Annotated in this window: 23 protein-coding genes; 9 read left to right on the top strand and 14 right to left on the bottom strand. The window is 58.3% G+C overall.

The features are described from left to right. The first annotated feature begins 157 nt into the window (after positions 1 to 157). Complete coding sequence (locus tag E8K88_RS09025; protein WP_136406341.1) at positions 158 to 643, top strand: FKBP-type peptidyl-prolyl cis-trans isomerase; 486 nt, start codon at positions 158 to 160, stop codon at positions 641 to 643. 122 nt (positions 644 to 765) lie between these two features. Here the strand turns inward: E8K88_RS09025 and E8K88_RS09020 are convergent, their stop codons facing one another. Next, positions 766 to 1,134 carry a DUF1840 domain-containing protein gene (locus tag E8K88_RS09020; RefSeq protein ID WP_168797289.1) on the bottom strand — a complete coding sequence of 123 codons (369 nt, stop codon included), beginning with the start codon at positions 1,132 to 1,134 and terminating at the stop codon, positions 766 to 768. Positions 1,135 to 1,389: 255 nt separating this feature from the next. Here E8K88_RS09020 and E8K88_RS09015 point away from each other — a divergent pair, with 255 nt between their 5' ends. Continuing rightward, entirely contained in the window at positions 1,390 to 1,833 is a 444-nt protein-coding gene (locus tag E8K88_RS09015) for a GtrA family protein (RefSeq protein ID WP_168797288.1), read from the top strand. A 23-nt stretch (positions 1,834 to 1,856) separates the two neighbouring features. Next, complete coding sequence (gene radA, locus E8K88_RS09010; RefSeq protein ID WP_136406338.1) at positions 1,857 to 3,236, top strand: DNA repair protein RadA; 1,380 nt, start codon at positions 1,857 to 1,859, stop codon at positions 3,234 to 3,236. A gap of 11 nt (positions 3,237 to 3,247) precedes the next feature. Here radA and E8K88_RS09005 read toward each other — a convergent pair whose 3' ends face one another. Further along, positions 3,248 to 4,480, bottom strand: a complete 1,233-nt coding sequence (locus tag E8K88_RS09005; protein WP_136406337.1) for an NAD(P)/FAD-dependent oxidoreductase — start codon at positions 4,478 to 4,480, stop codon at positions 3,248 to 3,250. A 235-nt stretch (positions 4,481 to 4,715) separates the two neighbouring features. Here E8K88_RS09005 and E8K88_RS09000 point away from each other — a divergent pair, with 235 nt between their 5' ends. From E8K88_RS09000 to E8K88_RS08985, 4 genes are all read left to right on the top strand, one after another. Beyond that, complete coding sequence (locus E8K88_RS09000; protein ID WP_240754430.1) at positions 4,716 to 5,297, top strand: TRAP transporter small permease; 582 nt, start codon at positions 4,716 to 4,718, stop codon at positions 5,295 to 5,297. Next, positions 5,294 to 6,598 (top strand): TRAP transporter large permease, encoded by a 1,305-nt coding sequence (locus E8K88_RS08995; protein WP_136406335.1) that lies wholly within the window; start codon positions 5,294 to 5,296, stop codon positions 6,596 to 6,598. Before E8K88_RS09000 ends, E8K88_RS08995 begins: the two co-directional genes overlap by 4 nt. A gap of 58 nt (positions 6,599 to 6,656) precedes the next feature. Next, the gene (locus tag E8K88_RS08990) at positions 6,657 to 7,691 is read left to right on the top strand and encodes a DctP family TRAP transporter solute-binding subunit (protein WP_136406334.1); all 1,035 of its coding nucleotides are present in this window, start codon (positions 6,657 to 6,659) and stop codon (positions 7,689 to 7,691) included. Positions 7,692 to 7,819: 128 nt separating this feature from the next. Then, positions 7,820 to 8,581 (top strand): hypothetical protein, encoded by a 762-nt coding sequence (locus tag E8K88_RS08985; protein ID WP_136406333.1) that lies wholly within the window; start codon positions 7,820 to 7,822, stop codon positions 8,579 to 8,581. A 50-nt stretch (positions 8,582 to 8,631) separates the two neighbouring features. Here E8K88_RS08985 and E8K88_RS08980 read toward each other — a convergent pair whose 3' ends face one another. After that, a complete protein-coding gene (locus tag E8K88_RS08980; RefSeq protein WP_136406332.1) occupies positions 8,632 to 9,204 on the bottom strand; it encodes a helix-turn-helix domain-containing protein in 573 nt (190 codons plus the stop codon). Between the two features lie 61 nt (positions 9,205 to 9,265). On the opposite strand from E8K88_RS08980, the gene E8K88_RS08975 reads away from it, so the two are divergent. Next, the gene (locus tag E8K88_RS08975) at positions 9,266 to 10,690 is read left to right on the top strand and encodes an L-lactate permease (protein WP_136406331.1); all 1,425 of its coding nucleotides are present in this window, start codon (positions 9,266 to 9,268) and stop codon (positions 10,688 to 10,690) included. A gap of 106 nt (positions 10,691 to 10,796) precedes the next feature. Here E8K88_RS08975 and E8K88_RS08970 read toward each other — a convergent pair whose 3' ends face one another. The 11 genes from E8K88_RS08970 to E8K88_RS08920 all read right to left on the bottom strand — a co-directional run bounded on the left by E8K88_RS08970 (position 10,797) and on the right by E8K88_RS08920 (position 24,505). Beyond that, positions 10,797 to 11,555, bottom strand: a complete 759-nt coding sequence (locus E8K88_RS08970; protein ID WP_136406330.1) for a GntR family transcriptional regulator — start codon at positions 11,553 to 11,555, stop codon at positions 10,797 to 10,799. 529 nt (positions 11,556 to 12,084) lie between these two features. Beyond that, a complete protein-coding gene (locus E8K88_RS08965; protein ID WP_136406329.1) occupies positions 12,085 to 13,401 on the bottom strand; it encodes an NAD(P)/FAD-dependent oxidoreductase in 1,317 nt (438 codons plus the stop codon). Next, a complete protein-coding gene (gene dapA / locus E8K88_RS08960) occupies positions 13,398 to 14,309 on the bottom strand; it encodes a 4-hydroxy-tetrahydrodipicolinate synthase (RefSeq protein WP_136406328.1) in 912 nt (303 codons plus the stop codon). Before dapA ends, E8K88_RS08965 begins: the two co-directional genes overlap by 4 nt. After that, positions 14,306 to 15,022, bottom strand: coding sequence for an ABC transporter ATP-binding protein (locus E8K88_RS08955; protein ID WP_136406439.1), 717 nt, complete (start codon positions 15,020 to 15,022; stop codon positions 14,306 to 14,308). Before E8K88_RS08955 ends, dapA begins: the two co-directional genes overlap by 4 nt. A gap of 5 nt (positions 15,023 to 15,027) precedes the next feature. After that, entirely contained in the window at positions 15,028 to 15,807 is a 780-nt protein-coding gene (locus tag E8K88_RS08950; protein ID WP_136406327.1) for an ABC transporter ATP-binding protein, read from the bottom strand. After that, entirely contained in the window at positions 15,804 to 16,691 is an 888-nt protein-coding gene (locus E8K88_RS08945) for a branched-chain amino acid ABC transporter permease (RefSeq protein WP_136406326.1), read from the bottom strand. The genes E8K88_RS08950 and E8K88_RS08945 overlap by 4 nt, the downstream gene beginning before the upstream one ends. After that, positions 16,684 to 17,577, bottom strand: a complete 894-nt coding sequence (locus E8K88_RS08940) for a branched-chain amino acid ABC transporter permease (protein ID WP_136406325.1) — start codon at positions 17,575 to 17,577, stop codon at positions 16,684 to 16,686. The genes E8K88_RS08945 and E8K88_RS08940 overlap by 8 nt, the downstream gene beginning before the upstream one ends. A 69-nt stretch (positions 17,578 to 17,646) precedes the next feature. Beyond that, complete coding sequence (locus E8K88_RS08935; RefSeq protein WP_136406324.1) at positions 17,647 to 18,759, bottom strand: ABC transporter substrate-binding protein; 1,113 nt, start codon at positions 18,757 to 18,759, stop codon at positions 17,647 to 17,649. A gap of 64 nt (positions 18,760 to 18,823) precedes the next feature. Further along, a complete protein-coding gene (locus E8K88_RS08930) occupies positions 18,824 to 19,594 on the bottom strand; it encodes a maleate cis-trans isomerase family protein (protein WP_136406323.1) in 771 nt (256 codons plus the stop codon). After that, positions 19,591 to 20,829: a D-amino acid dehydrogenase gene (locus E8K88_RS08925; protein WP_136406322.1), complete on the bottom strand. Its 1,239-nt coding sequence runs from the start codon at positions 20,827 to 20,829 to the stop codon at positions 19,591 to 19,593. The genes E8K88_RS08930 and E8K88_RS08925 overlap by 4 nt, the downstream gene beginning before the upstream one ends. A 172-nt stretch (positions 20,830 to 21,001) precedes the next feature. After that, positions 21,002 to 24,505: an indolepyruvate ferredoxin oxidoreductase family protein gene (locus E8K88_RS08920; protein ID WP_136406321.1), complete on the bottom strand. Its 3,504-nt coding sequence runs from the start codon at positions 24,503 to 24,505 to the stop codon at positions 21,002 to 21,004. Positions 24,506 to 24,740: 235 nt separating this feature from the next. Between E8K88_RS08920 and E8K88_RS08915 the strand changes: the two genes are divergently transcribed. Further along, positions 24,741 to 25,091 (top strand): RidA family protein, encoded by a 351-nt coding sequence (locus tag E8K88_RS08915; protein WP_136406320.1) that lies wholly within the window; start codon positions 24,741 to 24,743, stop codon positions 25,089 to 25,091. Positions 25,092 to 25,512 lie beyond the last annotated feature (421 nt).

The raw sequence follows: 25,512 nt of genomic DNA, 5'->3' as shown, positions 1-25,512 counted from the left end.
GCACGCATCCAGCCTTGTGCACAGCATGGCCGTTAGCGCAGCCTGTGTGCACATCGCGCACAGCACCTAAAATACCACTGTTATTTTTGTTTTATCTGAATGCATGGTCTCAGTTGCCCTGTACTCTGTGCGTTCAATCGTTCCTTTGTGAGCCCTTATGTCCTCTGAAACCGTTCAAGCCAACTCCGTCGTCACCATCCGCTACCGCATCGACGATGCCAAGGGCAATCCCATGCAAAACAAAGCCGAAGAAGTGGCCTACTTGCATGGCGGCTACGACAACCTGCTGCCTAAAATTGAAGCAGCTCTTGAAGGCCAAAGCGTGGGCTACTCCACCACCGTGGACTTGCCCCCAGAAGACGGTTTTGGGGTGCGCGACGAAAGCCTGGTGCGTTTGATTCCCAAAGCCGAATTGCCTGCGGGCACCAAGGTCGGCGGCCAATTGCAATCCGCTGACGAGCAAGGCCAGCCCCAGGTTTTTCGCGTTGTGAAAATCAAGGGCGCCCAGGTCGAGCTCGATGGCAACCACCCACTGGCTGGCCAGCACGTGCGCTTTGTCGTGCGCGTCTTGGGCTTGCGCGCGGCCACCGATGAAGAAATTCAGCACCGCCACGCCCATGGCGAACATGGCCACCACCATTAATTGATCGGCAGCTCAGCTGCCTGCGCCTGTTAAAAAGCCAAGTTCCCACGCAATGGGCACTTGGCTTTTATTCTAGCGACAGTAAGCCTATTGCTCCGGCCCTCTGAAGACTGTTCATCATCTCAGGCCTGCCAGACCACAAACTCCTTGTCTTGCTGCGCCTGGCGCAACAATTGTTGAAAAGGCAAGGCCCGTTTTCTCAAGGACACGCTAGCCTGGGCTGGCCCATCTTTGTCATCCGCATCGTGCGCATGCGGGTTGTGGTCGGACGCGTGCTCAGGCAGATGCTGCGGCGAGCCAGTGCCCGCTTCTGGTGCGGCTTCTTCGCGCTCAATCGCTTGCTCCAGCGCCTGCAGCGCAGCGGGCAATTGCTCTTCGGTAATGATGCCCTGGGCGCTGCTGTCGTCTTTGCCGATGATTCTCAGCAGGTGTTTGGCATCGGCGTTCAGATACTGGATCGGCGCACTGGAGTGCGCAGTGAATTTGATCATACAAGGTCTCACACTGCAGTTGAATGGATCGCCATACTTTAGCGCAATACGCAAGCGGGCATCCCAATGCCGGCGCCTGGGCCTGCACGCACATTCCGTCACACACAGCCTGCGCCAGCGGCGCATCTGTCGGTATGATCGCGGCTTTGCCCTCTGCTATGCGGGCAGGCAGGCACACAAGCCATGCCACTGCGGCGCATACTGCAAGCGCCGTACTGGCCCACTGGCTTGATCGCCCCAACCGCGATTGATTGTATGACCCCATTGCCCCCTTCCTGGTTGCCCCCACAGTGGCACAAGGCCTGGCAACGCTATGGCACCTTGCTCAAGGATCTGGCGCTGGCGGGCTCCTCGTTTGTGCTCGACCTGGCCTTGTTTGCGCTGTTTCTGCACATCACTGGCCATGTGTTTGGCTCGGTCGTGCTGGCACGCCTGCTCTCGGCCCTGTTCAACTTCATTGGCAACCGCCTGTTTGTCTTCAAAGGCAAGCACCGCCACGCACTGCACCACCAGGTGCTGGGCTATGTGGTGCTGGCCGTGGCGATGATGCTGGCCTCAGCCAGCTCGGTGCAATGGCTGGTCAGTAGCTGGCACTGGCCACCGGTGATCACCAAGGCCGGGGTGGATGTGCTGCTGTACATTGCCTCGTTCGCGATCCGCAGCACCTGGCTGTTTCGCCGGCATCCGCATGAACACTAAGTCCACGATGACAGGGAGTCTGTATGGCACGCGATAAATCCACCTATGTATGCTCGAACTGCGGCGCCAGCTCGCCGCGCTGGTTGGGCCGCTGCCCAGCTTGTGAGGCCTGGAATACGCTGGTCGAAACCGCCGCTGCCGCGCCCAAGGCCGAGAGCAAGAACCGGCTGGCCAGCGCCCATTACGCCGGCGCCAGTGCCCAGCCCATTACGCCCTTGTCGCAAATTCAAGCCAATGATGTGGCGCGCTCGGCCACCGGCTTGGGCGAGCTGGACCGCGTGCTGGGTGGCGGCATTGTCGAGGGCTCGGTGGTGCTGATCGGTGGCGATCCCGGCATTGGCAAATCCACGCTGTTGCTGCAAGCGCTTGATCGGCTGCAACGCATGGGCTTGCCCACGCTCTACATCAGCGGTGAAGAAAGTGGCGCGCAGGTCGCGCTACGCGCACGCCGCCTGGGTCTGCCTGACAGCCAGGTGCCCATCCTGACCGAAATTGGCCTGGAAAAGATCACCCAAGCGATTGAGACCCACCAGCCCGCAGTGGCGGTGATCGACTCAATCCAAACGCTGTACTCGGACCAGCTCAGCTCGGCGCCTGGCTCAGTCGCACAGGTGCGTGAATGCGCCGCCCATTTGACGCGCCTGGCCAAAAACACAGGCATTGCCGTGGTCTTGGTAGGCCATGTGACCAAGGAAGGCACGATTGCCGGTCCGCGCGTGCTCGAGCACATGGTCGATACGGTGCTGTATTTTGAGGGCGATACGCACAGCAGCTTCCGCCTGGTGCGCGCGATCAAAAACCGCTTTGGTGCAGTCAATGAAATTGGCGTGTTTGCGATGACCGAGACTGGCCTTAAAGGTGTCTCCAACCCCAGCGCGATCTTTTTGAGCCAACACAACGAACCTGTGCCTGGCAGTTGCGTCTTGGTGACGCTAGAAGGCAGCCGCCCCCTGCTGGTGGAAATCCAGGCCCTGGTGGACACCGGCGGCCCCAGTCCACGGCGCTTATCGGTCGGTTTGGACCGTGAACGCCTGGCCATGCTGCTGGCCGTGCTGCACCGCCATGCGGGCGTGGCGACCTACGACCAGGACGTGTTCATCAATGCAGTGGGCGGTGTGCGCATCAGCGAGCCTGCGGCCGACTTGGCGATCTTGCTGGCGATCCAGTCATCACTGCGCAGCCAGGCCTTGCCTAAAGGCTTTCTCGCCTTTGGCGAAGTCGGCTTGGCAGGTGAGGTGCGGCCCGCCTCGCGCGGCCAGGAGCGCTTGCGCGAAGCGGCCAAGCTGGGCTTTACCGTGGCCATCGTGCCGCAAGCAAACGCCCCTAAAAAACCGATTGAAGGTTTAACAGTGCATGGGGTCGAACGGATTGAGCAAGCGCTGGAGTGTTTGCGCTCGCTGTAAGAACGTGTTCATCACATAAAGCGCAGTGGGCTGTATGGCTCGGGATCGACCAAGGTCGCTTCGCCATGCATCAGCTGCGCCAGCAGCTTGGCCGTTGCTGGCCCCAATGTAAAGCCTTGGTGGGCATGGCCAAAATGGAACCACAAGCCCTGGTGTTTGGGCGCAGCACCAATCACTGGTTTCATATCGGCCGTGCAAGGCCGCGCGCCCAGCCAGGGCTGGTCTTCCACGGCAGGCCCCAGATCTACCATCGTGCGGGCAATGGCCTCGGCTTTGGCCAACTGCACAGGCGTGGCTGGGCTCCCCATGCGTGCAAACTCAGCCCCGGTGGTCAAACGCAAGCCACGCTGCATCGGTGCCAGCATGAAGCCGTTGTCCGCATCATGGACCGGGCGGCTCAGCGGTTGGCATTGGTAATGCATGTGGTAGCCGCGTTTGATAAAGAGCGGCAGTCGATAACCCAAGGGGCGTGTCAATTCCGGGGCCCAAGGCCCCAGCGCGATGACCACTTGTTCAGCCGATACAGGTCCTTGCTGGCTGTCGACCTGCCAGCCACTGCCGTCAGCGCGCAGGCTCAGCGCATCGCCACGCACCAGCTGGCCGCCTTGTTGGACAAAATAATCGCTGTACTGCTGCACCAAGGCACCGGGATCATTCACGGCCCAGGGTTCGGTCCAGTGCACGCCACCAGCAAAGCCACGCAATTGGGGCTCTAGCTGCGCCAGGCTTGCCGTATCCAATGCCTGGTGGGGCACGCCAAATTCGCGCTCCAAAATTTGGGCCAGTGCCACCAAAGCCGCGACATCACGTGGAGCGCGCAAAACTTTGATCCAGCCATGTTGGCTGACCAAATGCTGGCCGCCAGCCACATCCATCAACTCCTGGTGCGAGGCAATCGCGTGCGCGACCAAGCGGCTGAACTCCAGCGCAATGCGGGCATAGGATGCGGGCTGCGAATTGCGCCGGTACTGCGCCAATACCCCCGCCAGGCTGGGCAGCGCATCGAGGTGGTAGTTGACATCGACACCGGCTTTGCGCACCACCTTCCACAGCGGCGCAAGGCCCATCGGAAAGCCATAGGGCTGCACGGCCTCGCTTTGAATCAAACCGGCATTGCCATACGAGGTTTCTTGCCCAGGGCCACGCCTATCGAGCAAGATCACCTGATCGCCGCGCATACGCAGCTGCACTGCCGTGCTGACGCCCACCATACCAGCGCCCAGAACAATGACCGTTTTGCCCATACCTTCCTTTCACAGCGAAATACTGGCGGCTGTCCGCGATAGGCCGCCTCATGCACATGGTACTCGCGGCTCTTGCCGCCATGTGTTGCCAAAGGCCGCCAAGCACACTTTTGGGACAATTTTTTTGTATTCGCATCCCGGACTTCCCTATCCCAGCACCCAGGCAAGCCATGCTAAGGTCGTGCCGCTGCACTGCAACATAAAGATTGCTGCATTCGAATACGTTGGAGAGACTGTGACCCCCTCTGAGCCCCACCACACGACAGCGAGCGCCAGCGACTCGCCAGCGCAGGATCTGGACATCCTCGCCCTCCCTGCCGAGCCTACAACCAAAGTCCCGCTGGCGATTGAGGACTGCATCTCCGTGGCCTTGCTGGCGCTGCTGAGTTTGATTACCTTGGGCAATGTGCTGACCCGCTACTTCACCAGCACCTCGTTTGCCTGGACCGAAGAAATATCCATTTTTCTGATGATGCTCTTGGCCCTGGTGGCCGGCAGTGCGGCGGCTGCGCGCAACAACCACATTCAGATCGACTACCTCTCCAGCCGCGTTGGCCCCGGCCCACGCCGCTTTCTGGCGGTGTTTGCAGCGCTGGCGGTGGTGGCGATGTTTGCGATGATGGTCTGGCTGGGCGGCCAGCTCGCCTGGGATGAATTCCGGTTTGAAGAAACCTCGCCGGGCCTGGGTCTGCCCAAATGGATTTACACCGTTTGGCTGCCGATCCTGTCGCTGGCCATTGCGCTCAGAGCGCTGGGCGTGGCCTGGCGTGCCTGGCGCGCACCCAACAAGAGCGCCAACAACCAAGAAGCCGTATGACCGAAATCGCCTTGATGATGTTCGCGGTCTTTACCGTGTTGATGGTGGTGGGCGTGCCGATCGGTGTGGCCTTGGGCTTTAGCGGCGCTGCCGCGATTGCGATGGCCAACTGGGATGCCCCCATGTTTGGCTTGATGGCCATTCCGCAAAACTTTTATGCCGGCATTGCCAAATACCCGCTGATGGCGATTCCGATGTTTGTGCTGGTCGGCTCGATTTTTGACCGCTCTGGCGTCGCTGCGCGCTTGGTCAATCTGGCTGTCGCGATCTTCGGCCGTGGCCCAGGTATTTTGCCGATGGTGGCGATTTTGGTGGCGATGTTCCTGGGCGGCATTTCTGGCTCAGGCCCAGCCTGCGCGGCCGCTGTAGGCGGTGTGATGGTGGTGGCGATGCGCAAAGCCGGCTACCCGGCCCCGTTCAACGCAACGGTGATTGGCGCGGCCGCCTCGACCGATATTCTGATTCCACCCTCGATTGCCTTTATTGTCTACAGCGTCCTGGTGCCTGGTGCCTCGGTGCCAGCCTTGTTTGCCGCAGGCGTCGTTCCAGGCATTTTGGTGGGACTGGCCTTGATTGTGCCGGCCATTTGGCTCTCACGTCGCAACGGCATGGGCGCGGGCGAAGCGCATATGCCACGGCCGCCGTTTTGGCGCAGCTTGCGCGAAGCATCCTGGGGGATTGCCGCGCCATTCTTGATTCTTGGCGGCATGCGCATGGGCTGGTTCACCCCGACCGAAGCGGCCGTGGTGGCCGTGTACTACGGCTTGTTTGTGGGCATGGTGGTCTACCGCACGATCAAGTTCAAAGACCTGTTCCATATTTTCCGTGAAGCCGCAGAGCTGTCGGCCATCATCCTGATCATCGTGGCCCTGGCGAGTATTTTTGCCTACGCGCTCTCGACGATGAGCATCATTGATCCACTGGCACGAGCCATTACCAGCAGTGGCCTGAGCGAGTACGCGGTGCTGGCACTGGTGGTCTTGCTGCTGGTGGTGTTTGGCATGTTCCTCGATGGCATTTCGGTCTTTTTAATCTTTGTGCCTTTGCTGCTGCCGATTGCGCAGATTTTTGAATGGGATCTGGTGTGGTTTGGCGTGCTGCTCACACTGAATGTGGCACTGGGCCAATTCACCCCACCGTTGGCCGTGAACCTGATGGTGTCGTGCCGCATGGCCGGTGTCGATATTCAAAGCACGATGCCGTGGGTTGGCTGGTTCCTGTTGTCCTTACTGGGCGTGATGATGATGGTCATCATCTGGCCAGGTCTGGCCACTGGCTTGCCACGTTATTTGGGTTATTGATCGGCGCACTGCGCCACTACTGTGATTTTTTTCGCACACACCACAAGGAGACTAAGCCATGAAATTACGCCAACTGATGCTCAGCCTTTGCGCGGCTGCAGGCTTGGGGCTGGCACTGCAAGCGCCGGCCATGGCACAAGCCAACTACAAGCCAGAGTACAAAATGTCGCTGGTCTTGGGCCCCGCATTCCCCTGGGGCAAGGGCGGTGAGATTTGGGCCGATCTGGTCAAAGAGCGCACCGATGGGCGCATTAACATCAAACTCTACCCTGGCACCTCGCTGGTGGGCGGCGACCAAACCCGCGAATTCACGGCGCTGCGCCAAGGTGTGATTGATTTGGCCGTGGGCTCGACCATCAACTGGTCGCCACAAGTCAAAGAGCTGAACCTGTTCGCCCTGCCATTTCTGATGCCCGACTACCCAGCCATTGATGCCTTGACCCAAGGCGAGGTTGGCAAGGACTTGTTTGCGCAGCTGAGCAAACGCGGTGTCGTGCCGCTGGCCTGGGGCGAAAATGGTTTTCGTGAAGTCTCCAACTCCAAGCACCCGATCAAAACCCCAGCCGACCTCAAAGGCCTGAAACTGCGTGTCGTGGGCTCACCGCTGTTCTTGGACACGATGACGGCCCTGGGTGCCAACCCAGTGCAAATGAGCTGGGCCGATGCACAACCGGCAATGGCTTCGGGCGCAGTCGATGGGCAAGAAAACCCGGTGTCGGTGTTTGCTGCCGCAAAATTGGAAAATGTCGACCAGAAACACCTGACGGCCTGGGGCTACGTCGCTGACCCATTGATTTTCGTCGTCGCTGAAAATATCTGGAATACCTGGACACCAGAAGACCAGGCGATTGTGCGCCAGGCGGCCCTGGATGCAGCCCAGCAGCAAATTGCGATTGCCCGCAAAGGCATGACCGGTGATGACCAAAGCCAGTGGAAGGACCTGGAAGCCAAGGGCGTACAAATCCACCACCTGAGCGATGCCGAACGCCAGCAGTTTGTCGATGCCACACGCGGCGTGTATGACAAATGGAAGAAGCAAATTGGCGAAGACCTGGTGGGCAAAGCCGAAAGCGCGATTGCTGCAGGCCAATAAATACCAAGCCATCGCGCTCATGCCATGCCAAGCACTGCCTTGGCTGGCTAGCGACCACGCTGCACGACGGCCCAGTACAATCGAGGCGTCATTGACGCTGCGTAACAGCCATAGAAAGTGAGTGCCATATGCCGTATATAGGAGTCGGCTTACACCTGATCATTGCGCTTTTCTTTGCCGCACATGTATTGCGTTCAGGCCAGTCTAAATATTGGCTATTGCTGCTGTTCTTCTTTCCGTTGCTGGGCAGTGCGATTTACTTTTTCGCCGTGTACTATCCGAATGACTACCGGATGCAACGCCAAAGCCATAAGGTAGTCACCGCAGCGGAGCAGCTGCTGGACCCTGGCCGTGAGCTGCGCGAGGCTGGGCAAGCCTGGGAGCACACGCCCACCGCGCAAAATCGCCTGCGCTTAGCCCATGCGCAATTGCAGGCAGGTGAATATGCCCAAGCCGCACAGTCTTACACTGACTGTCTGCAAGGCCCGTTTGCCAACGATGTCGACATCCAGCTGGGCGCGGCCAAAGCCTATGTGCTGTCAGGCCAGGCTACACAGGCACTGCATTATTTGGATCTTTTGGAGCAGGAAAACCAGGGCGTACGCGCCGAAGAAGTGGCTATTTTGCTGGCCCAGGCCTTGTCTGCCAATGGCCAGCAAGATGCGGCGCGCAACCAGTTTGAAGAAACCATTGCCCGTTTTGGCAGCTTTCAGGCCTATGCCGAATACGCCATTTGGGCTGCCCAATCGGGCGATATCCAGACCGCGCAGCAGCTGCAAAGCGATATTGAGCGTGTCACCGCCCATTGGGATCGGGCGCAGCGCACGCTCAATACCGAGACCATGCAACGCCTGAATGCGGCCTACAAAAACATTCCAGCGGCAGCCTGACAAGGCCTGATCACGTCGTCGCAGCGCTTGCTTAGATCGTCAACACGTTCTTAGCGGCCTTGAACCACCAATAAAACGAATCGCGCGCTCTCTTGCCCTTCATTGGCAAAGCGGTGCTCGATGTCCATCGCCAACAACGCAGTATCGCCTGCAGCGAGCAGCACCGACTCGCCGCCCATCCAGACCCGCACCTGCCCGCTGAGGATATAAAACACCTCTCGCGTGCCACTGCGGTGCGCGGCAAAGTGGCTCGATTGCTGGCCTACCGGCACTTCGTAGTGCAGCAACTCAATGCCCGGCGCAGGCCTGGCCAAGCCTTGGCGCACGATACCGGTTTCCGTATGGCTAAAGCGGGCATGCTCACCGGCGCGCGTGACCTGCGCAGCCGTGGTGGTTTGCAGCAAATCACTCAGCGAACACCCCAAGCCCTCGGCAATTGCCACCGCATTGCGCAAACTCACACTGAGCAGGCCGCGCTCGACCTTTGACAACGCCCCGGCAGTCACACCACAGCTTTGCGCCAACTGGTCCAGCGTTATCGCCAATTGGGCACGGCGAGCCCGCACGGCCAAGCCAAACTGCACATCAGGCTCGATCTCCAAGGCAATGTGTTCAGATGCCATAGTTTGCAATTTTTCTTTTGGGAAATATAATTTTCAAATACGAAACAAACACCATCTTCCGATGCCTCTCTTGCTCAGCACCATCCCGATTCTGGCCGTCATCGCAGGCTTGCTTGCGGGCATGCGCTCTGCACGCGCTGCCTTGCTTGGGGTCATCTTAGCGCTGATCGCAAGCGCCATTGCCTTTCCTATCACGGCGCAGCAAGCCTTTGCAGCCGTTGGCGATTGGCTGCCAATGGTCCTGGAGGTGCTATTGATTGTCGGCGGCGGATTGCTACTGGCCGACATCCTCAACGCGAGCGGCTCACAGCAAGCCCTGTCCCACTGGATCGTCAGTCGAACCGGCCAAGGCACAGGAGCGGTGCTCTTGGTCGTGCATGGCGTGACACCGTTTGCAGAATCATTGACCGGCTTTGGCATCGGCATCACGATTGGCATTCCATTGTTGCGCCATTTGGGCCTGCCTGCCCACAAAGTGGCGCTGCTGGGCTTGCTAGGTTTGTGTGCCGTGCCCTGGGGTTCGATGGGCCCAGGCACCTTGGTTGCAGCCACAATGGCCCAGTTGAGTTTTGATGCGCTGGGCGTGGCATCAGCCCTGGTGAGCATGGTGCCAATGGCGGTGGTGGGCATGGCGGCGGCCTGGCTGACCAGCCCGCTCGAGCAACGTTGGAGCGGCTTACTCAAGGGCGCTTTTTCTGGTTTGCTCTTGGCCAGCTTCATTGCGCTCTTCAACACCCTGTTTGGCACGGCTCCAGCAGGTGCGCTGGGTTCTTTGGTGATGATGCTGCTCTGGCTGAGTCTGGGCCGCCGCACATCAGCGCAGCAAGCGTCGCGCCCCCCCATCCCCCTCAATCAGCAAAGCCGTCGTGCGCTCACCGCTTATGCCGTTTTATTGCTCGGCGTGCTGGCAGGCGCAGTCCTAACTCGCACTTTGGCGCTGACAGGTGCCTGGCGCGCCCTTACCTCACCGGCCTTGTGGCTCTATGTGGCTGCTCTGTGGTTCTCGCGTGGCTTACCCGCAAGAGCCAGTCTGCAACGCGCTTGGACGTCCTGGACCCACGTTGCGCCAGTCACTGGTTGGTTTGTTCTGCTGGGGATTGTGATGGCGATCTCAGGCATGGCCGCCGAGCTCGCGCACAGCCTGGCTCGCAGCGGCATGTTCTACCTGGCTGCAGCCCCTTTGGTTGGCGCATTGGGCGGTTTTCTCACAGGCTCGACTACCGGAGCCAACGCCATGTTTGCAGCCACGCAAGCGGAAATTGCCCAAGCGCTGGGTGTCGCCCCTTTGCCGTTTATGGCAGTTCACAATGTCAGCGCCGCGCTGTTTCTCATGGCCTCGCCTGCCAAAATAGAAATGGCCTGCCAACTGGCTGCTACGCCTGAACAGCACCAATGGGTGCAGTCGCGGGTGCTGTTGATTGCAATGGTCGCACTGGTCTTTTTGGCCATGCTCAACGTGGCGTGGGCTTATGGCCACCTGTCCTAGAGCTTGTTCACAACCTCCACGCAGCCGCGCAAGGCGCCTGTTGCAGCGCATACGGCTGTATGAGCACAACCGGCAACGCGGCTGCGTCGAGAATATGAACAGGCTATTAGAGCTTGGGCTTGGAAGATGGATTGCTTTGAGCCGAAACCCCATCCGTTAAGAAAAATTTGGCCACCATTTCCTTGGTGATATGCACGGCCCGGTTCAGACTCATATCAATGTGGTCGGTGATGCAATCCAAGGCTTTTTGCAACTCGCGTTGGCGCATGTATTTCAACACGTCGTAGTGCGCATCAAATGCCTTGGCATTCCAATCGGTTTGCTCCAACTCAATACTCCTAGCGCTATGGATGCGCCGCGCCGTGATTTCCAAATAAGCGCTCAGCTCCTTGTTCTTGGCCAGCGACACCATCCGGCGGTGAAATTCTTCATCAGCGGCCAAAAAATCAGCCGCCGTCATGCTGTTGGAGTTGGACATCACACTGCTCCAATACTCATGCACGGACTGGATTTCTGCATCAGAGGCTTTTTGCACGGCCAGCAGCACAGCGCGGCGCTCCAATGCAATGCGTACCTGGTACAAATCCAGCACTTCGTCCACGCTGATGCCTTTGCGATAAAAGCCTTTGTTCATGACGAAATTCAACCAGCCTTCTGCCACCAGGCGGTTGAGCGCCTCACGCAAGGGCGCGCGGCTCACGCCAAATTCACGGCCCAAGGCTTGCTCATTGATACGCTCACCGGGGCGAAAGTCATAACGCATCGCCATATCGCGCAGCGTGACGTACAAGCGCTCCACAGAGCTCTCATCTCTGACCAACGTGTTTTTTGTTTTAGTCCCCCGCAAGGTCTGACTTGGCTTCATGTTCAATCTCTATATAGTCGACACAATCGTCGACAGTTCAATGGATGCATATTATAGGCAAGCACACCCCGATGCTGGCATGTGCGCCATTTTTCTCACGCCATGCTAGGGGCATACACCCTGCACGGGCGCACCACGCTTGCGTTGGGCGCTGACGCTAAGAACCTGTTGACGATCTTTTCGCAGACCGCGTTGAAGCGCACAAAAGCGCATTACTGCGTTGCCCGTTTTGCCCATACTCGTGTTTGAGCTGCAACAGGCGCCTTGCACTGCCACTTTTCTGTACCTTGAGCGACTGCGAAAAGAAGCGTATGCAGGTTCCAAGAGAAAACGACACATTACACACGTTGAGGCACCAGCAAGGATGGACAAGGGCGACAGCCAGGTATGCACCGCACCGAGGTTTATGCCCCCTCTCTCCAACCTCTGTCTACACTGGTGTAGGAGGCCCGATCGCACGAGTCTACCAACCTCCCACCTGCTTCAAACACTGCAAGACAGGGCCAGCCCAGGCCCGCCATCTTGTGGATCAGATCCGCCGGGTCACAGCATGGGCGAGCCTGGAGGCATCCAGATAAAAACGCTCCTTGGCCGCTTTGAAGCGAATGGGTTTGACCGCATGGCTGATAGGCAGTGGCAGCTCTTCTGGCCGAATTTGCCCGAGCAGCATGCGGGCGAGCTCCCGGCCAAAAATCGTGCCCGGCCCTATGCCGCGGCCATTGTAGCCAGTCAGTGCCCAAACCTGGGGGGCCAGCTGGTGCAGCCTAGGCAGGTGGTTATCCGTCGCATCTATCCAACCGTGCCAGGCGTAGTCAATGCCAACACCGTGCAGCTCAGGAAACAGCTGGCGCATCGAACGCCTGACCCACTGGACATGCGCATCTTTGCCAGTCTGGCCCTGACGGCCAATCGCCCCCACACTGCCATACACCAGGCGTCCACGCGCATCCATGCGAAAGGACGACAACACCGCCGCCGTATCCCAGGCGCCGCGCCCCTGAGGCAATAGGCGTTCGCGCAAATGCGCAGGCAAAGGCTGGGTCGCCACGTTGAAATAGGGCATGCGCAGCAAATCCGCTTGCAACTGCGGCCAGGCATCGGCCCCTTGGATTTGCTGCGTATTCGTGGCCACCACCACCTGCCGCGCCTTCAGCATGCCGCCATTGGCCGTACTCAAATGCCATTGCCCGCCCACGCGTTGCGCCTCAATGAGCGGTGACTGCGTAAATACCTGTGCGCCCAAGCCGATGGCCGCCTGCGCCAAACCGCGCACATAACTGAGCGGCTGAATCGTGCCGGTGCGCGGATCCAGCAAGGACCCCGCATAGGCGGTGGTGCCAACCAAACGTGCCGTTTGCGTGGCATCTAGCAACTGCACCGCAACGCCATGGCGCGCCCACTGGCGAGCCCGCTCGGTGATATTGGCCAAGCCTTTTTGGCCGATGGCGCAATGCAAGTTGCCGTTTTGGTGGGCATCACAGGCGATGCGGTAACGGGCAATCAGCGCATAGACCAGATCCGGTCCATCGCCCAGCACACGCAATAACCTGCCCCCGTACTCTGCCCCCAACCGTTTGGGCAGTTCATCAGGCTCAATCCACGCCCCGGCATTGACCATGCCGGCATTGCGTCCAGATGCGCCAAAGCCGATTTCATGCGCCTCCAGCACCGCGACTGACACACGGCCAGCTTCTGCCAAATGCAGTGCCGTTGACAGTCCTGTAAAACCGGCCCCAACCACGGCAATATCGACCTCGATCTGCCGCTGCAGTGGCTGTGTTACAGGCGCCATGATCGCGGTGTCGCGCCACAGCCCATGCGAGGCAGGTGCAAGAGCGAGCGTCATGGCAGCAAGTGCAAGTCATGCATGGCCTGCTCCACCATCGCCTGGTAGGGGGCCTCCAAAGGGGTCAATGGCAAACGCAGATGCGCACCACATAAATGGGCACGCTGCATGGCCCATTTCACCGGAATCGGATTGGCCTGGCAAAACATCGCCTCATGCAAGGGCAGCAACTGGTGTTGCAAGCGATTGGCAGTGTGGGCATCGCCACGGATGGCCGCTGCGCACAAGCGCGCCATCCACTGCGGTGCAATATTGGCGGTGACGCTGATACAGCCGTGCCCTCCGCACAGCATCAGCGCCAGAGCGGAGAGATCGTCGCCAGAGTACACGCCAAAACCGGCAGGCGCCTCGCGAATCAACCATTGCGCACGCACCATATCGGCAGTTGCTTCCTTGATGCCGACTATGCTGGGCAGCTGCGCCAGATGCAGCACCGTCTCATGCTGCATGTCTGCGACCGTGCGGCCTGGCACGTTGTAGAGCACCATTGGCAGCTCTGGGGTCGCATCAGCGATGGCGCTGAAATGCGCCACCATGCCCGCTTGCGTGGGCCGGTTGTAGTAAGGCACCACCTGCAATTGGAACTTCGCCCCCACCTCAGATGCATAGCGTGCCAGGGCAATGGCCTCAGCGGTTGAATTGGCCCCGCAACCGGCCATGATCGGAATACGCCCTGCCGCCTGCTCAACGGCCACGCGAATGATTTCACAGTGCTCGTCCACTGTCACGGTGGGGGACTCCCCCGTCGTGCCCACCACGCAAATACAACAAGTGCCCTGCTCAATATGCCAATCAACCAGCCGCCGCAAAGCGGGGTAATCCACCGCACCTGCCGCGTCCATCGGCGTCACCAATGCCACCGTACTGCCGCTTAAAACATGCAGTGGATGCGCCTGCTCGCTTGTCATACTCGTCCTCCCATATAGAGTTCCCGCACTTTAGGGTCTGTCACCAGCTCCTGAGTAGAGCCGGTCAATGCCACCGTGCCCAACGACAGGATGTAGGCTCGGTCTGAAATGCGCATGGCTTCCATGGCGTTTTGCTCCACCATCAAAATGGTCACGCCCTCTTGCTCACGCACGCGCACAATCGCATCAAAGACTTCGTGCAAAACCTTGGGGGACAAACCGGCAGAGGGCTCATCGAGCAACAAAATCTCAGGCCTTGGCATCAGCGCCCGCCCCAGCGCCAAGATCTGCCGTTCACCACCAGAGAGCGAAGCCGCTGGCGCATCGATTTTTCGCCGCAGCACCGGGTACAGCGCACACAGCTGCTCGATCCGCTGCTGGCGCTGGGCACTGGATTGGTAGTAGCCGCCAATCAACAAATTTTCACGCACCGTCAGTGCAGTAAAAATATTCTCCGTTTGCGGCACAAAGCCCAAACTGCAGTGGCGGATTTTCTGGTGCACGGCCAATGCAGACACATCTTTGCCAGCGAGTTGCACCCGGCCTTTGCGGGGCCTCAGATAGCCCGCAATGGTTTTAAGCAAGGTCGACTTGCCACAACCGTTGGGGCCCAACAAGGTCACAATTTCTTGGCTGGCCGCGTGCAAAGAGATGCCATTGAGAATATCCACATCGCGGGTATAGCCAGCGACCACTTGATCGACTTGAACGATTGCATTCATGCTTTGGCCACCTCCACACTAGCGCCTAAATAGGCCTGTACCACACGCGCATTGCTGGCCAATTCATCAGGGCGGCAACTGGCGACGATTTCGCCCTGGTCAAGGACGATGCAACGGCTGCAGGCATCGCGAATAAAGTGCATGTCGTGCTCCACAATCACCAGCGTCACACCACTGGCATTGAGGCGGTGCAATGCTTGCACAATGTCGTTGCGCACATTCGGATGTACACCGGCCGTGGGTTCATCGAGCATCAGCAAACGCGGCTCAGCCATTAACGCACACACAATGCCCAAGAGTTTTTTCTGCCCCCCTGAAATCGCAGAGGCAGGCAAATGCGCCACCCGCGTGAGCAGCAATTCATCGAGCAGGTGCCGGGCTCGCTCTAAAGCGCGGCGCTCGGCTGCACGGTCGCGGGCCGTGCGAAAAAGGGTCGAAAACACTCCGTGGGCATCAGTGGCCGCTGCCATCGCCACCTCAAGCACCGACATCTTCTGCGGCATGATGGGGAGCTGGAACGTGCGTGCCATGCCCTCCTGAACAAGTCGGTAAGTTGGCATGCCCGCAATTGATCGCCCCACCAGCCGAATCTCACCCGCATCAGGCCCAACAAACCCGCTGATGATGTTCAGCAAAGTGCTTTTGCCCGATCCATTTGGCCCCAGCAGGCCCACTATTTCGCCTTGCTTGACTTCAAAATTCACGTGATGGAGGACCTTGTTGGCTGCAAATGCTTTGGCCAGGTTCTTCACTTCCAAAATGGCATTTGTGCTCATGCTGGCTCCCTCAGTTTTTCTGGCAACAACCCCTCACGGCGCCACATCAGACAGACCAGCAAAATCAAGCCGATCATGCCCATACGCAGTGCACCGGCCATGTCCGAACTGAAGTTCAGCATGTCCTTCACAAACGGCACCGCTGCGTAGACAGCCTGCACCAAGACCACCCCCAGCAATACCCCTGCAGTTCTGCCAATGCCGCCAATCATCAGCATGGTCCACAGCACAAAGGTCTCGGCTGCCAGCATGAATTCGGTGCCCGCGTAATTGAAGTAATGCGCATACAAGCCTCCTGCCAAGGCCGTCACTGCTGCACTGCTCATTACCGCCCGCGTGCGCAGCGACTGCAGGTTATAGCCCAGGCAGGTTGCCAATGCTGGCTGCTCACGCATCAGGCGCAAGGCACGTCCAAAACGGCCATTGCCTAAACGCGCAGAAAAGAACGCCACCAGCAGCACCACACCGACAATCAATGCCATGAAGGCCACCGCATTCCAAGGGCGCGCCAGCGTCTCGAAAAGACCTGGAATCATGGTGATGCCATTGGCCCCGCCGGTCAGCCAATCCTCGTTGACGGCAATCATGCGCAAAATCTCGGCCACCGCCAAGGTCGCAATCGCCCAGTAATCTGCGGCCAAGCGCTTGCCCAAGCGCGCTACAAACCAGCCCAACAGTACGCCAGCAGCGACCCCGATTGGCAGGCCCAAGGCAATCGGCCAGCCTTGTAAATGCGTGATACCAACCGCGTATGCCCCCACTCCGGCAAATGCAATGTGGCCGAAATTGAGCAAGCCGCTATAACCGGCCTGGATGTTCAGGCCAAGTGTCATGATGGCGTAGATCCCGCCAATAGTCACAACGGAGATGATGAAATCAAACACGGCGCACCTCCTTGTCAAACAGGCCGTAAGGCTTGAATAGCAATGCCAACAACAAGATCAGGAACGCGGCTGCGCCAATATAGGAAGCCGGTAAAAACACCAGCGATTCACCCAGCATCGGGCCGAAATTGATGTTGGTAACCGTTGTCTCGGCAAGCGCGATCAAAAATGCCCCAGCCACCGCACCAATCGGATTACCCAAACCACCAAGAATGGCGGCCGCAAACACGGGCAACAACATGTCATGGCCCAAATTGACGTGTGCACCGCCAGAGATGGCCAACATGCCCCCGCCCAATCCCGCCAAGGCGCCACTGAGCAACGTGACCACATTGGTGATGCGCGAGGCATTGAGCCCAGAGGCATCAGCCAAAGCACGGTTGCTGGCCAAGGCCCGCATGGCCCGCCCCGCTTGGGTATAGAACAACAGCACCAGAAACACCACCAGCAACACGGCGGTGGTCAATACCATCCACAGCTGCGCCCTCGACAAGCGGGCATCACCGATAAGGACTGGCTCCATATTGGGCAACACAAACATGTGCGGAAAAGAGCCCGCAACGCCCAGCACAATGGCCACCAGCAACATGGACACCGCCAATGAGCCAATCATGGCAATCGATGGGCCGCTTTGCAGCAGTCGGTCAAACACCAGCAACTGCACCAACAAGGTAATCAAGCCCGTCAGCCCCGCCCCCACCACCAGGGCCAGTGCCAAGGGCAGCCCCAAGCCGTACAGCCAGTAGGCCAAAAACGCACCGACCATGGCGTATTGAACATGGGCGATATTGGGAAACTTGACCAAGCCGTAGAGCATGCTCAGACCCAGCGCCACCAGCGCCAAATCTGAGGTCCGCATTAAAGTATCTATAAAAAATTGCAACATGCACGCGCTCCAAAAGGCACCCTGAGCAGCAACGATGGCCGTTGCGCTCAGAGCAGTGAGAGGGAAAAATCAGCGCGGAATTAACTTGCCGTTCTCAAGCTTGAGCTTGTCGTACGGCGGGTCTGTGCGCTGGCCCTTGGCATCGAAATGAATGGGTCCTGTGACGCCGGTAAAGCCTTGCTCACTCACCGCCTTCAGTCCTTTTTGCACATCTGCAGCACTGCTGCCTGCGGCCTGATTCATGGCTGCGCCAATCAGCACAACACCGTCATAGGCGTAGCCGTTGAAAACAGAGGCAAAGCCCTCTTTGAATGCCGTGTTGTACGCCTGTGCATAAGCTTGCCCCAACTCCCCTTTAGAGGCGCCCAGCTCCATGCCGACCTGACCTTCTGCAATGTCAGCCGGTGTGTCAGACACCGACATGCTCATGATGTAGGCGTACCAAGGCTGGCTACGCAAACCCAGTTCTTTGGCTTCGCGGTTGATGATGGCCGCCTCATGCCCGTACGAAGAGTAGAGATAGGCATCGGGTTTTGCACGCGCCAGCTGTTGCAGCTCACGGCGATAAGAGGACTGCCCGCCGGTGTACAAAATTTGTCCAGCCACCTTGCCACCGAGCTTCTCAAACTCTTCCTTGAAACCATGGCTCACCCCCTGCCCATAAGCATTGTTGGGCGTGATCACCGCCACGTTGCGCAAGCCCATCGCATAGACGTCTTGAGCGGCAAAGCGATTGCCGGCATCTTCCAGTCCTATCAAATTGAACGCGGAATCTCCCAGATCGCGCACTTTGGTACTGCTACTGCCGATATTCATATGTACCACGCCTTCTTTGACCAAGTATTGGGCCACCGGCAAGGTAATACTGGAAGAAAACTCACCCAATACCACCGGCACCTTATCGACCGTGGCAAGTTTGCGGGCAGCTGTTAAGGCCGTGGTGGGGTTATTGGCGGAGTCCTCCACAATGAGCGCCAGCTGCTTGCCCATGACGCCACCATTGGCATTCACACGCTCCACGCCCAGTTGCAGACCGCGGCGCATGTCTTCACCAATCGTCGCCGATGGCCCGGTCAAGGGCAGCACCGCGCCAATGCGAATGGCTTCTTGCGCCGCTGCAATATGAAGAGTGCCCAAAAGAGCCGCACCTGCACAGAGTGAGAGAAAGTTGCGTTTATTCATTGTTGTCTCCTTAATGGATGGAAGCTTGCCGGTTGAGGGAACACTTTTTTTTCGTATCTCGTCTCTAAACTTCAAACAATCGGCCCCATTGGGGCAGGGTGTCAGGGATGCCCGCCAGTCGCAGCGCATGCCATGCCATCGCGCTATTGCTGGACACAATGGGCTTGCCCAGGAGCTGCTCAATCTGCCGGGTCTGGTCGCACATGCACAAGCTGGTGCATGAGACAAACACCGCATCCACATCGGCGTGCGCTCCGACCTGCAAAATAGCGCGCTTGAGCGAAGTGGCATCAATGCGTGCCACCTCGGCATCGTTGGAGTGGTTGAAAGTAGCAATGCGGCTGACTTCAAAGCCTTGCGCCTGCAAATGCTCTTGGAATAAACGGTTGATGGAGGCCACATACGGCGTCAGCAAAGCGATGCGCCGCGCGCCCAGTTTGGCCAGGCCGTGTTTGGCAGCTGTAATCGGGCTGGTGCCAACAGCCTGCGGTTTGCCCTTGCGGATTTCCTCAAAGACCTGTGCCTCGCCAATGACGATCGCACCAGAAGTGCAACCAAACGCCACGACAGGCAATTCAATGCCCGGCAAAATCATCTCAACGGCAGTGGCAATGTCTTTGCGCATTGCCGCCAGTGTGTCAGGCTGAATGTCTTGTGGACTGGGCATACGGGCAGCAAAATAAGCAACGCCTGGCAGATTCATAATCTTGCGCCACTCATATTCCATCGTTTGATCGGTGGCCAAAACCACCAGTCCAATGGCCGCGCGGGACATCAAGCCTGGCCCCAGTGTGAAGGGCAAAATCTCGTAGGAGGTATCAGTGATCGCGTTCATTGCAGTGTCATTCCTGTGATGTCGATGTCAGGGGTTTTGCCAGCCATGATGTCGCTGACAACGCGTGCCGTCCCACAGGCCATGGTCCAGCCCATATGGCCGTGGCCGGTGTTGAGGTACAGATTGCGATGCCGACTCTTGCCCAAGATCGGCAAGCCTTCCGGCGTCATAGGGCGCAAACCTGCCCAGTAGTCGGGCTGGCTGTAATCGGCGCCATTGGGAAACAACTGGCGCGCCACCTTCAGCATCGGTTCGAAGTTGGCTGGCGTGTGGCTGCGGTCATACCCGGTAAATTCAGCAGTAGCAGTAAAACGCAGCCGATTGCCATATCGCGCCCACGCCACCAAGGCCTGCTCGTCCACTCCGGACATGCTCGGCGGCTCATCTTCTGGCCGAATCGGGAACGTGACCGAATAGCCTTTGACGGGATAGACCGGCAGTCGATACCCCAGCGCGCGACTCATCAGCGGCGAGTCACACCCCATCGCCAACACATAGTCATCGCCACTAATGACGCCTTTGTCCGTATGCACCCCCACAATACGATCGCCCTGGGCCTCGATGCGGCGAATGGCCGTGCCCATGACAAACTCCACCCCCGCAGCCTCACAGGCTTTGGCGAGATTGCGGGTGAACATGCGCGCATCACCGCTTTCATCCGTGGGACTGAGAATGGCCCCTGCAAAGGGACTGCTGGCCAATGCCGGCTCCAGCTCGATTGCCTCTTCTCGGCTAATACCGCGCAAAGGCATGCCTCCGTCCATCAGGACTTGCATATTGGCCACCCCGCGCTTCAAAAGCGCCTCATCTCGGTAAAGGTACAAGGCCCCAGTACTCAAGAGTTCGTACTCCAGCGCGAGCTGTTGGGTCAAGCTGCGCAACTCCGCCTGCGAATAGCGGCACAGCACCAGCTTTCTTGAGGTGTTGTAGCGCGCCTTCTGCGCCGTGCAGTTGCGCAGAAACTGCCACAACCATCGCCACATCGTCGGATCGAGTCGAGGTTTGAGCAGCAGCGCCTGAGTGTCATCGCGCAGCGAACGCCACAAAATGCCTGGCGCACGTGGTGAAGCCCATGTGTATGCATGGCCCGGCGCAATCATGCCTGCATTGGCATAGCTGGTCTCTGACGCGGCCAATGCCTGGCGATCGACCACTGTGACCGCCCTGCCCTGGGCTGCGAGATACCAGGCAGTGGTCATACCCGCCAGCCCGGCACCCAAAACAACTGTTTTCATAGATCGTGTCTCCGTGCAGCCAATGCACCCATTGGCCGCTTTTATTTGAAATAGGGGATCCGTCCTTCAATACACTCTGCAAACCAACTGCAATAGCCCACGCTCATCAAGGCCAAGCACTCTTGGGGCCCAGTCAGGCCACCATCGCTGCCTGTGGAGCTCGGCAATCGAATCAAGCGACTTTTTTCAGCGCAATCACGCGGCGCTGCAGCGCCTGCAACAAAGCCGCCTCGCGTTGGCGAGTTTGCGCAAGATGGCGCTCACGCACATGGCCATAACCACGAATGTGCTCTGGCAATGACAGCAGCTCCAAGGCAGCCTGGTACTGCGCTGCATCAAGGCCGCTCTGGCCCGCCTCCAGCACGGCGGCGATATGCTGCTCATAGGCCCCAATCAGTGCGCGCTCTTGGCGGCGTTCGGCGGTGTAACCAAACACATCCAGGCGTGTGCCTCTGAGTGATTTCATGCGGGCCAGCACCCTAAACACTGGCAAAATCCAAGCACCAAACTCTTGCTTGCTAGGCTCGCCCGTACTGGCATCGCGCTTAGCCAGCAGTGGTGGCGCCAAATTGAAGACCAGCCGGTAGTCGCCCTCAAAGCGTTGTTTCACGCTGTCTAAAAAAGCAGGGTCGGTGTGCAAGCGCGCCACCTCGTATTCGTCTTTGATGGCCAGCAACTTGAAGTAATAACGCGCCACCGCCTGCGTCACCTCTTCTTTGCCTGCGCATTGCTGGTGCTCCCAGCGCTGCACCCGCTCGACCAATTCGGTGTAGCGCTGGGCATACGCCTCGCTCTGGTAGCCCACTAAATACGCTCTGCGCCACGCAATCGACTGCGCCAGACTTTGGAGCGGTGCAGGGCTGACACTGGTTGCACTCTTCTTCTGGCGTGCGGACAACACATGCTCGACGGCCTGCGCATCGACAGCCGTGCGCCGGCCCCATAAAAAGGCGTCTTTGTTCATTTGCTGCGCAGTGCCATTGAGCTCGATGGCCGCCTCGATCGCTGTCGCAGAAATAGGGATCAAGCCGCGCTGGTAGGCATATCCCAGCATGAACATATTCGCGGCAATACTGTCGCCCAACAATGCGCGCGCAATACGTCCGGCCTGCACAAACTCAGCCGCATCAGCCCCTACCGCATGGATGATATTGTTCTGCAACGACCCAGACGGGTATTGCATATCGGCCTTGCGCGCAAAATCACCCGGCATGGTCTCTTCGGTATTGACCAGCATGTGGGTCTTGCCTTTGCGGGTCAGCGCCAGCGTTTTGGAGTTGCCCGCCACAATCATGTCGCAGCCCAATACCAGATCGGCATTACCCGGCGCAATACGAATGGTCTTGATCGCTTCTGGGGATTTTCCAAAGCGAAGATGGCTCCAGACCGACCCGCCTTTTTGGGCCAAACCGGCCATGTCCAACAAACCGCAGCCGCGCCCCTCCAAATGCGCAGCCATCCCCAAAATGGCCCCAATGGTGACTACCCCTGTGCCCCCCATACCGGCAACCAAGATGCTGTAGACGCCCTCTTCCAGCGAGGGCAGCACTGGCTCTGGCACAGCTGGAAATACCCCACTGCTGCCGATCTTTTCGGGCTTGCGCAACTGGCCGCCCAGCACTGTGACAAAGCTGGGGCAAAAGCCTTTCACGCAGGAGAAATCCTTGTTGCAGCTGGACTGGTCAATCGTGCGCTTGCGGCCCAATTCCGTCTCCAACGGTTGCACCGACACGCAGTTCGATTGAACCCCGCAGTCTCCACAACCCTCGCACACCAAGTCGTTGATCACGACACGCTTGGCTGGATCGGGAAACGTGCCGCGTTTGCGCCGGCGTCTTTTCTCTGCCGCGCACGTCTGGTCATAGATCAACACCGTAGTACCCTCGATCTCGCGCAGCTGTTTTTGCACGTCGTTGAGGCTATCGCGGTGGTGGATGGTCAAGCCCTTGGGCCACACGATGCCACTGGGGTATTTATCGGGCTCATCCGTGACCACCACGACGCGTTTGACCCCTTCGGCATACACCTGGTGCGCAATACTGGGCACATCCAAGGGCCCATCATGGCGCTGCCCCCCTGTCATGGCCACCGCGTCATTGAACAGAATTTTGTAGGTGATATTGGTTTTGGCGGATACCGCGGCGCGAATGGCCAGCAAACCCGAATGAAAATATGTGCCGTCGCCCAAGTTCTGGAACATATGGCTGCGTTTGGAAAACGGAGCCTCCCCCACCCAGGACAAGCCCTCTGCCCCCATCTGCGTATAGCCGGTCGTCGATCTGTCCATGGCCTGAGCCATCCAACTGCAACCAATGCCTGCATAGCCCTCACTGCCTTCGGGCAGAACCGTGGAGGAGTTATGCGGGCATCCGCTGCAAAAATAAAAACTGCGCGAGACGATATCGATCACCCCTTTTGGAGCCCGGTAACTGCGCAATTGCGCCACCCGCTCTTCCAAGGCATGCAGCGCCTGCGCATCGCCCCGCCCCAGCGCCACCAAGCGCTCGCCAATGGCAATCGCAATTTGATTGGAGTCCAGCGCCATCTCAGACTGGAACAGGGTTTGCCCCTGCTCATCTTGCTTACCAATAATGGCAGGCGCTGCCGCCTGGCCATACAGCAGCTCCTTAAGCTGGAACTCCAGCAGACTGCGTTTTTCCTCCACCACCACAACGGTGTGCAAACCCTGCGCAAATGCGACCGCGCCTTCAGGCTCCAGCGGCCACGTCATGCCAACCTTGTACAGACGCACACCCTGCGCAGCGGCGGCCTCCTCACTCAAGCCCAACTCATCGAGCGCCTGCAGCACATCCAGATAGCTCTTGCCATGGGTGATGATGCCTAACGCTGGCGCAGCAGGCTCAATGACGATGCGATCGAGTTGATTGCACCTGGCAAAAGCTTTCACAGCACCGAGCTTGTAGCGGTGCAGCCGCGCTTCTTGCGCATGGGGCGTATCTGGCTGGCGCAAATTCAAACCATCGGGGGGCAGCACCAGCCCTTCTGGCCATTGAATCTGCACACGGTCGATATCAACATCGATCGAGGCCGTCGCCTCTACCGTGTCTTTCACGCACTTGATACCTACCCAGCAGCCGCTGTAACGCGACAGCGCCCAGCCGAATACGCCAAAATCCAGAATTTCTTGTACCCCAGACGGACTCAGCACTGGCATCATCGCATCCAGCATGGCAAATTCACTCTGATGGCAGGTCGTCGATGACTCACAGGTATGGTCATCGCCCATTAATACCAACACGCCGCCCTGCTTGGAGGAGCCGGCCAAGTTGCCATGGCGGAATGCATCACCTGTGCGGTCCACACCAGGCCCCTTGCCATACCACATGGCAAACACCCCATCGTAGCGCCCATGGCCTGTCGCCTCGGCTTGCTGCGTACCCCACACCGCAGTGGCAGCCAAATCCTCATTCACCCCCGGCTGAAACACCACATGGTGTTCAGCCAATAACTTCTTGACCTTGCCCAGCTGATCATCCAAGCCGCCCAGCGGCGAGCCTCGATAGCCTGAAATATAGCCCGCCGTATTCTTGCCAGCCTCCGCATCACGCAAGCGCTGAGTCATCGGCAAGCGCACCAGCGCCTGGGTGCCTGTGATAAAGACGCGGCCTTTTTTCAGAACGTATTTATCGTCAAGCTGAACCGTCTTCAAAGTCATGTTGTGTCTCCAACGTGGGCCACATCGCCCTGCTGTGCAATTGATCGACTCGCCATGCATTCCAAATTAAATACACAAGTGTCGACATTTGTTTGTTCATGTTAATTATCTAGAAAAAAGTTTAAAAAAGTATAGGTAAAAATACTGACGCAGAGAGATTTACAGATACGCTCTATTGTTTAAAATATATGTGTCGACACTAAGATAATCACTTTTAACACCAAAGGAAATCACCATGGTCATCCAAAGAATTCAACCCAATGCCCGTATGAGTGGCGCTGTAGTTGCCAACGGTTTTGTATTTCTATCGGGGCAAGTCGCAGACGACACATCGGCCTCTGTCGCCGGACAAACCGAACAAATCTTGGGCAAAATTGACCGTCTGCTTGCCGAGGCTGGCTGCAGCAAAGAAGACATCGTCAGCGCCAATATTTGGATTGCAGAAGCGGCGACCTTCAACGAAATGAACGCTGTCTGGGACGCCTGGGTGCCACAAGGCCACACACCTGCCCGGGCTTGTGTGGAATCCAAATTGGCCTTTCCTCAATACACGGTCGAGATCGCCGTGATTGCGGTACAAAAATAAACTCCACCCTCCTAGGCAGGAGGGCGTGCTGCTGCATCCGATGCGCACAAGATCCCCATCTGGCCATGCGCAGGGCCATATGAATAAAGCGGGGAGAATACATGGCTTGATTGCCCAACCAGGGCCAGCAGACCAGCCATGCAAGCAAGTAATAGGCAAGCGCAGCTGGCCCAAACGCGTCTACCAGACTGGCTTGGACACGCAAAGCCACTGCACCATGACTGCCTCTTGCCGACGAGAAATTGTTGGCGATGCGTGGACATGGGGCCTCAGAGACTGTTTCTCATCTCCACGCAGTCGCGCAAGTCATAAAAGGCGCCGCGTGAAGTTGAGAAGCCCAAGCAGATCGCTACAAATCTCGGTCAGGAGTTATGCGAATTTAAAACCGTCCACAAAGCAAAACCCCCTGGCCGATTGGCAC

This window comes from Lampropedia aestuarii, from assembly GCF_004803635.1.
GTDB lineage: Bacteria > Pseudomonadota > Gammaproteobacteria > Burkholderiales > Burkholderiaceae_C > Lampropedia > Lampropedia aestuarii.
The sequence above is the reverse complement of the archived record's forward strand: the minus strand, read 5'-3'. Positions and strand labels throughout refer to the sequence as shown.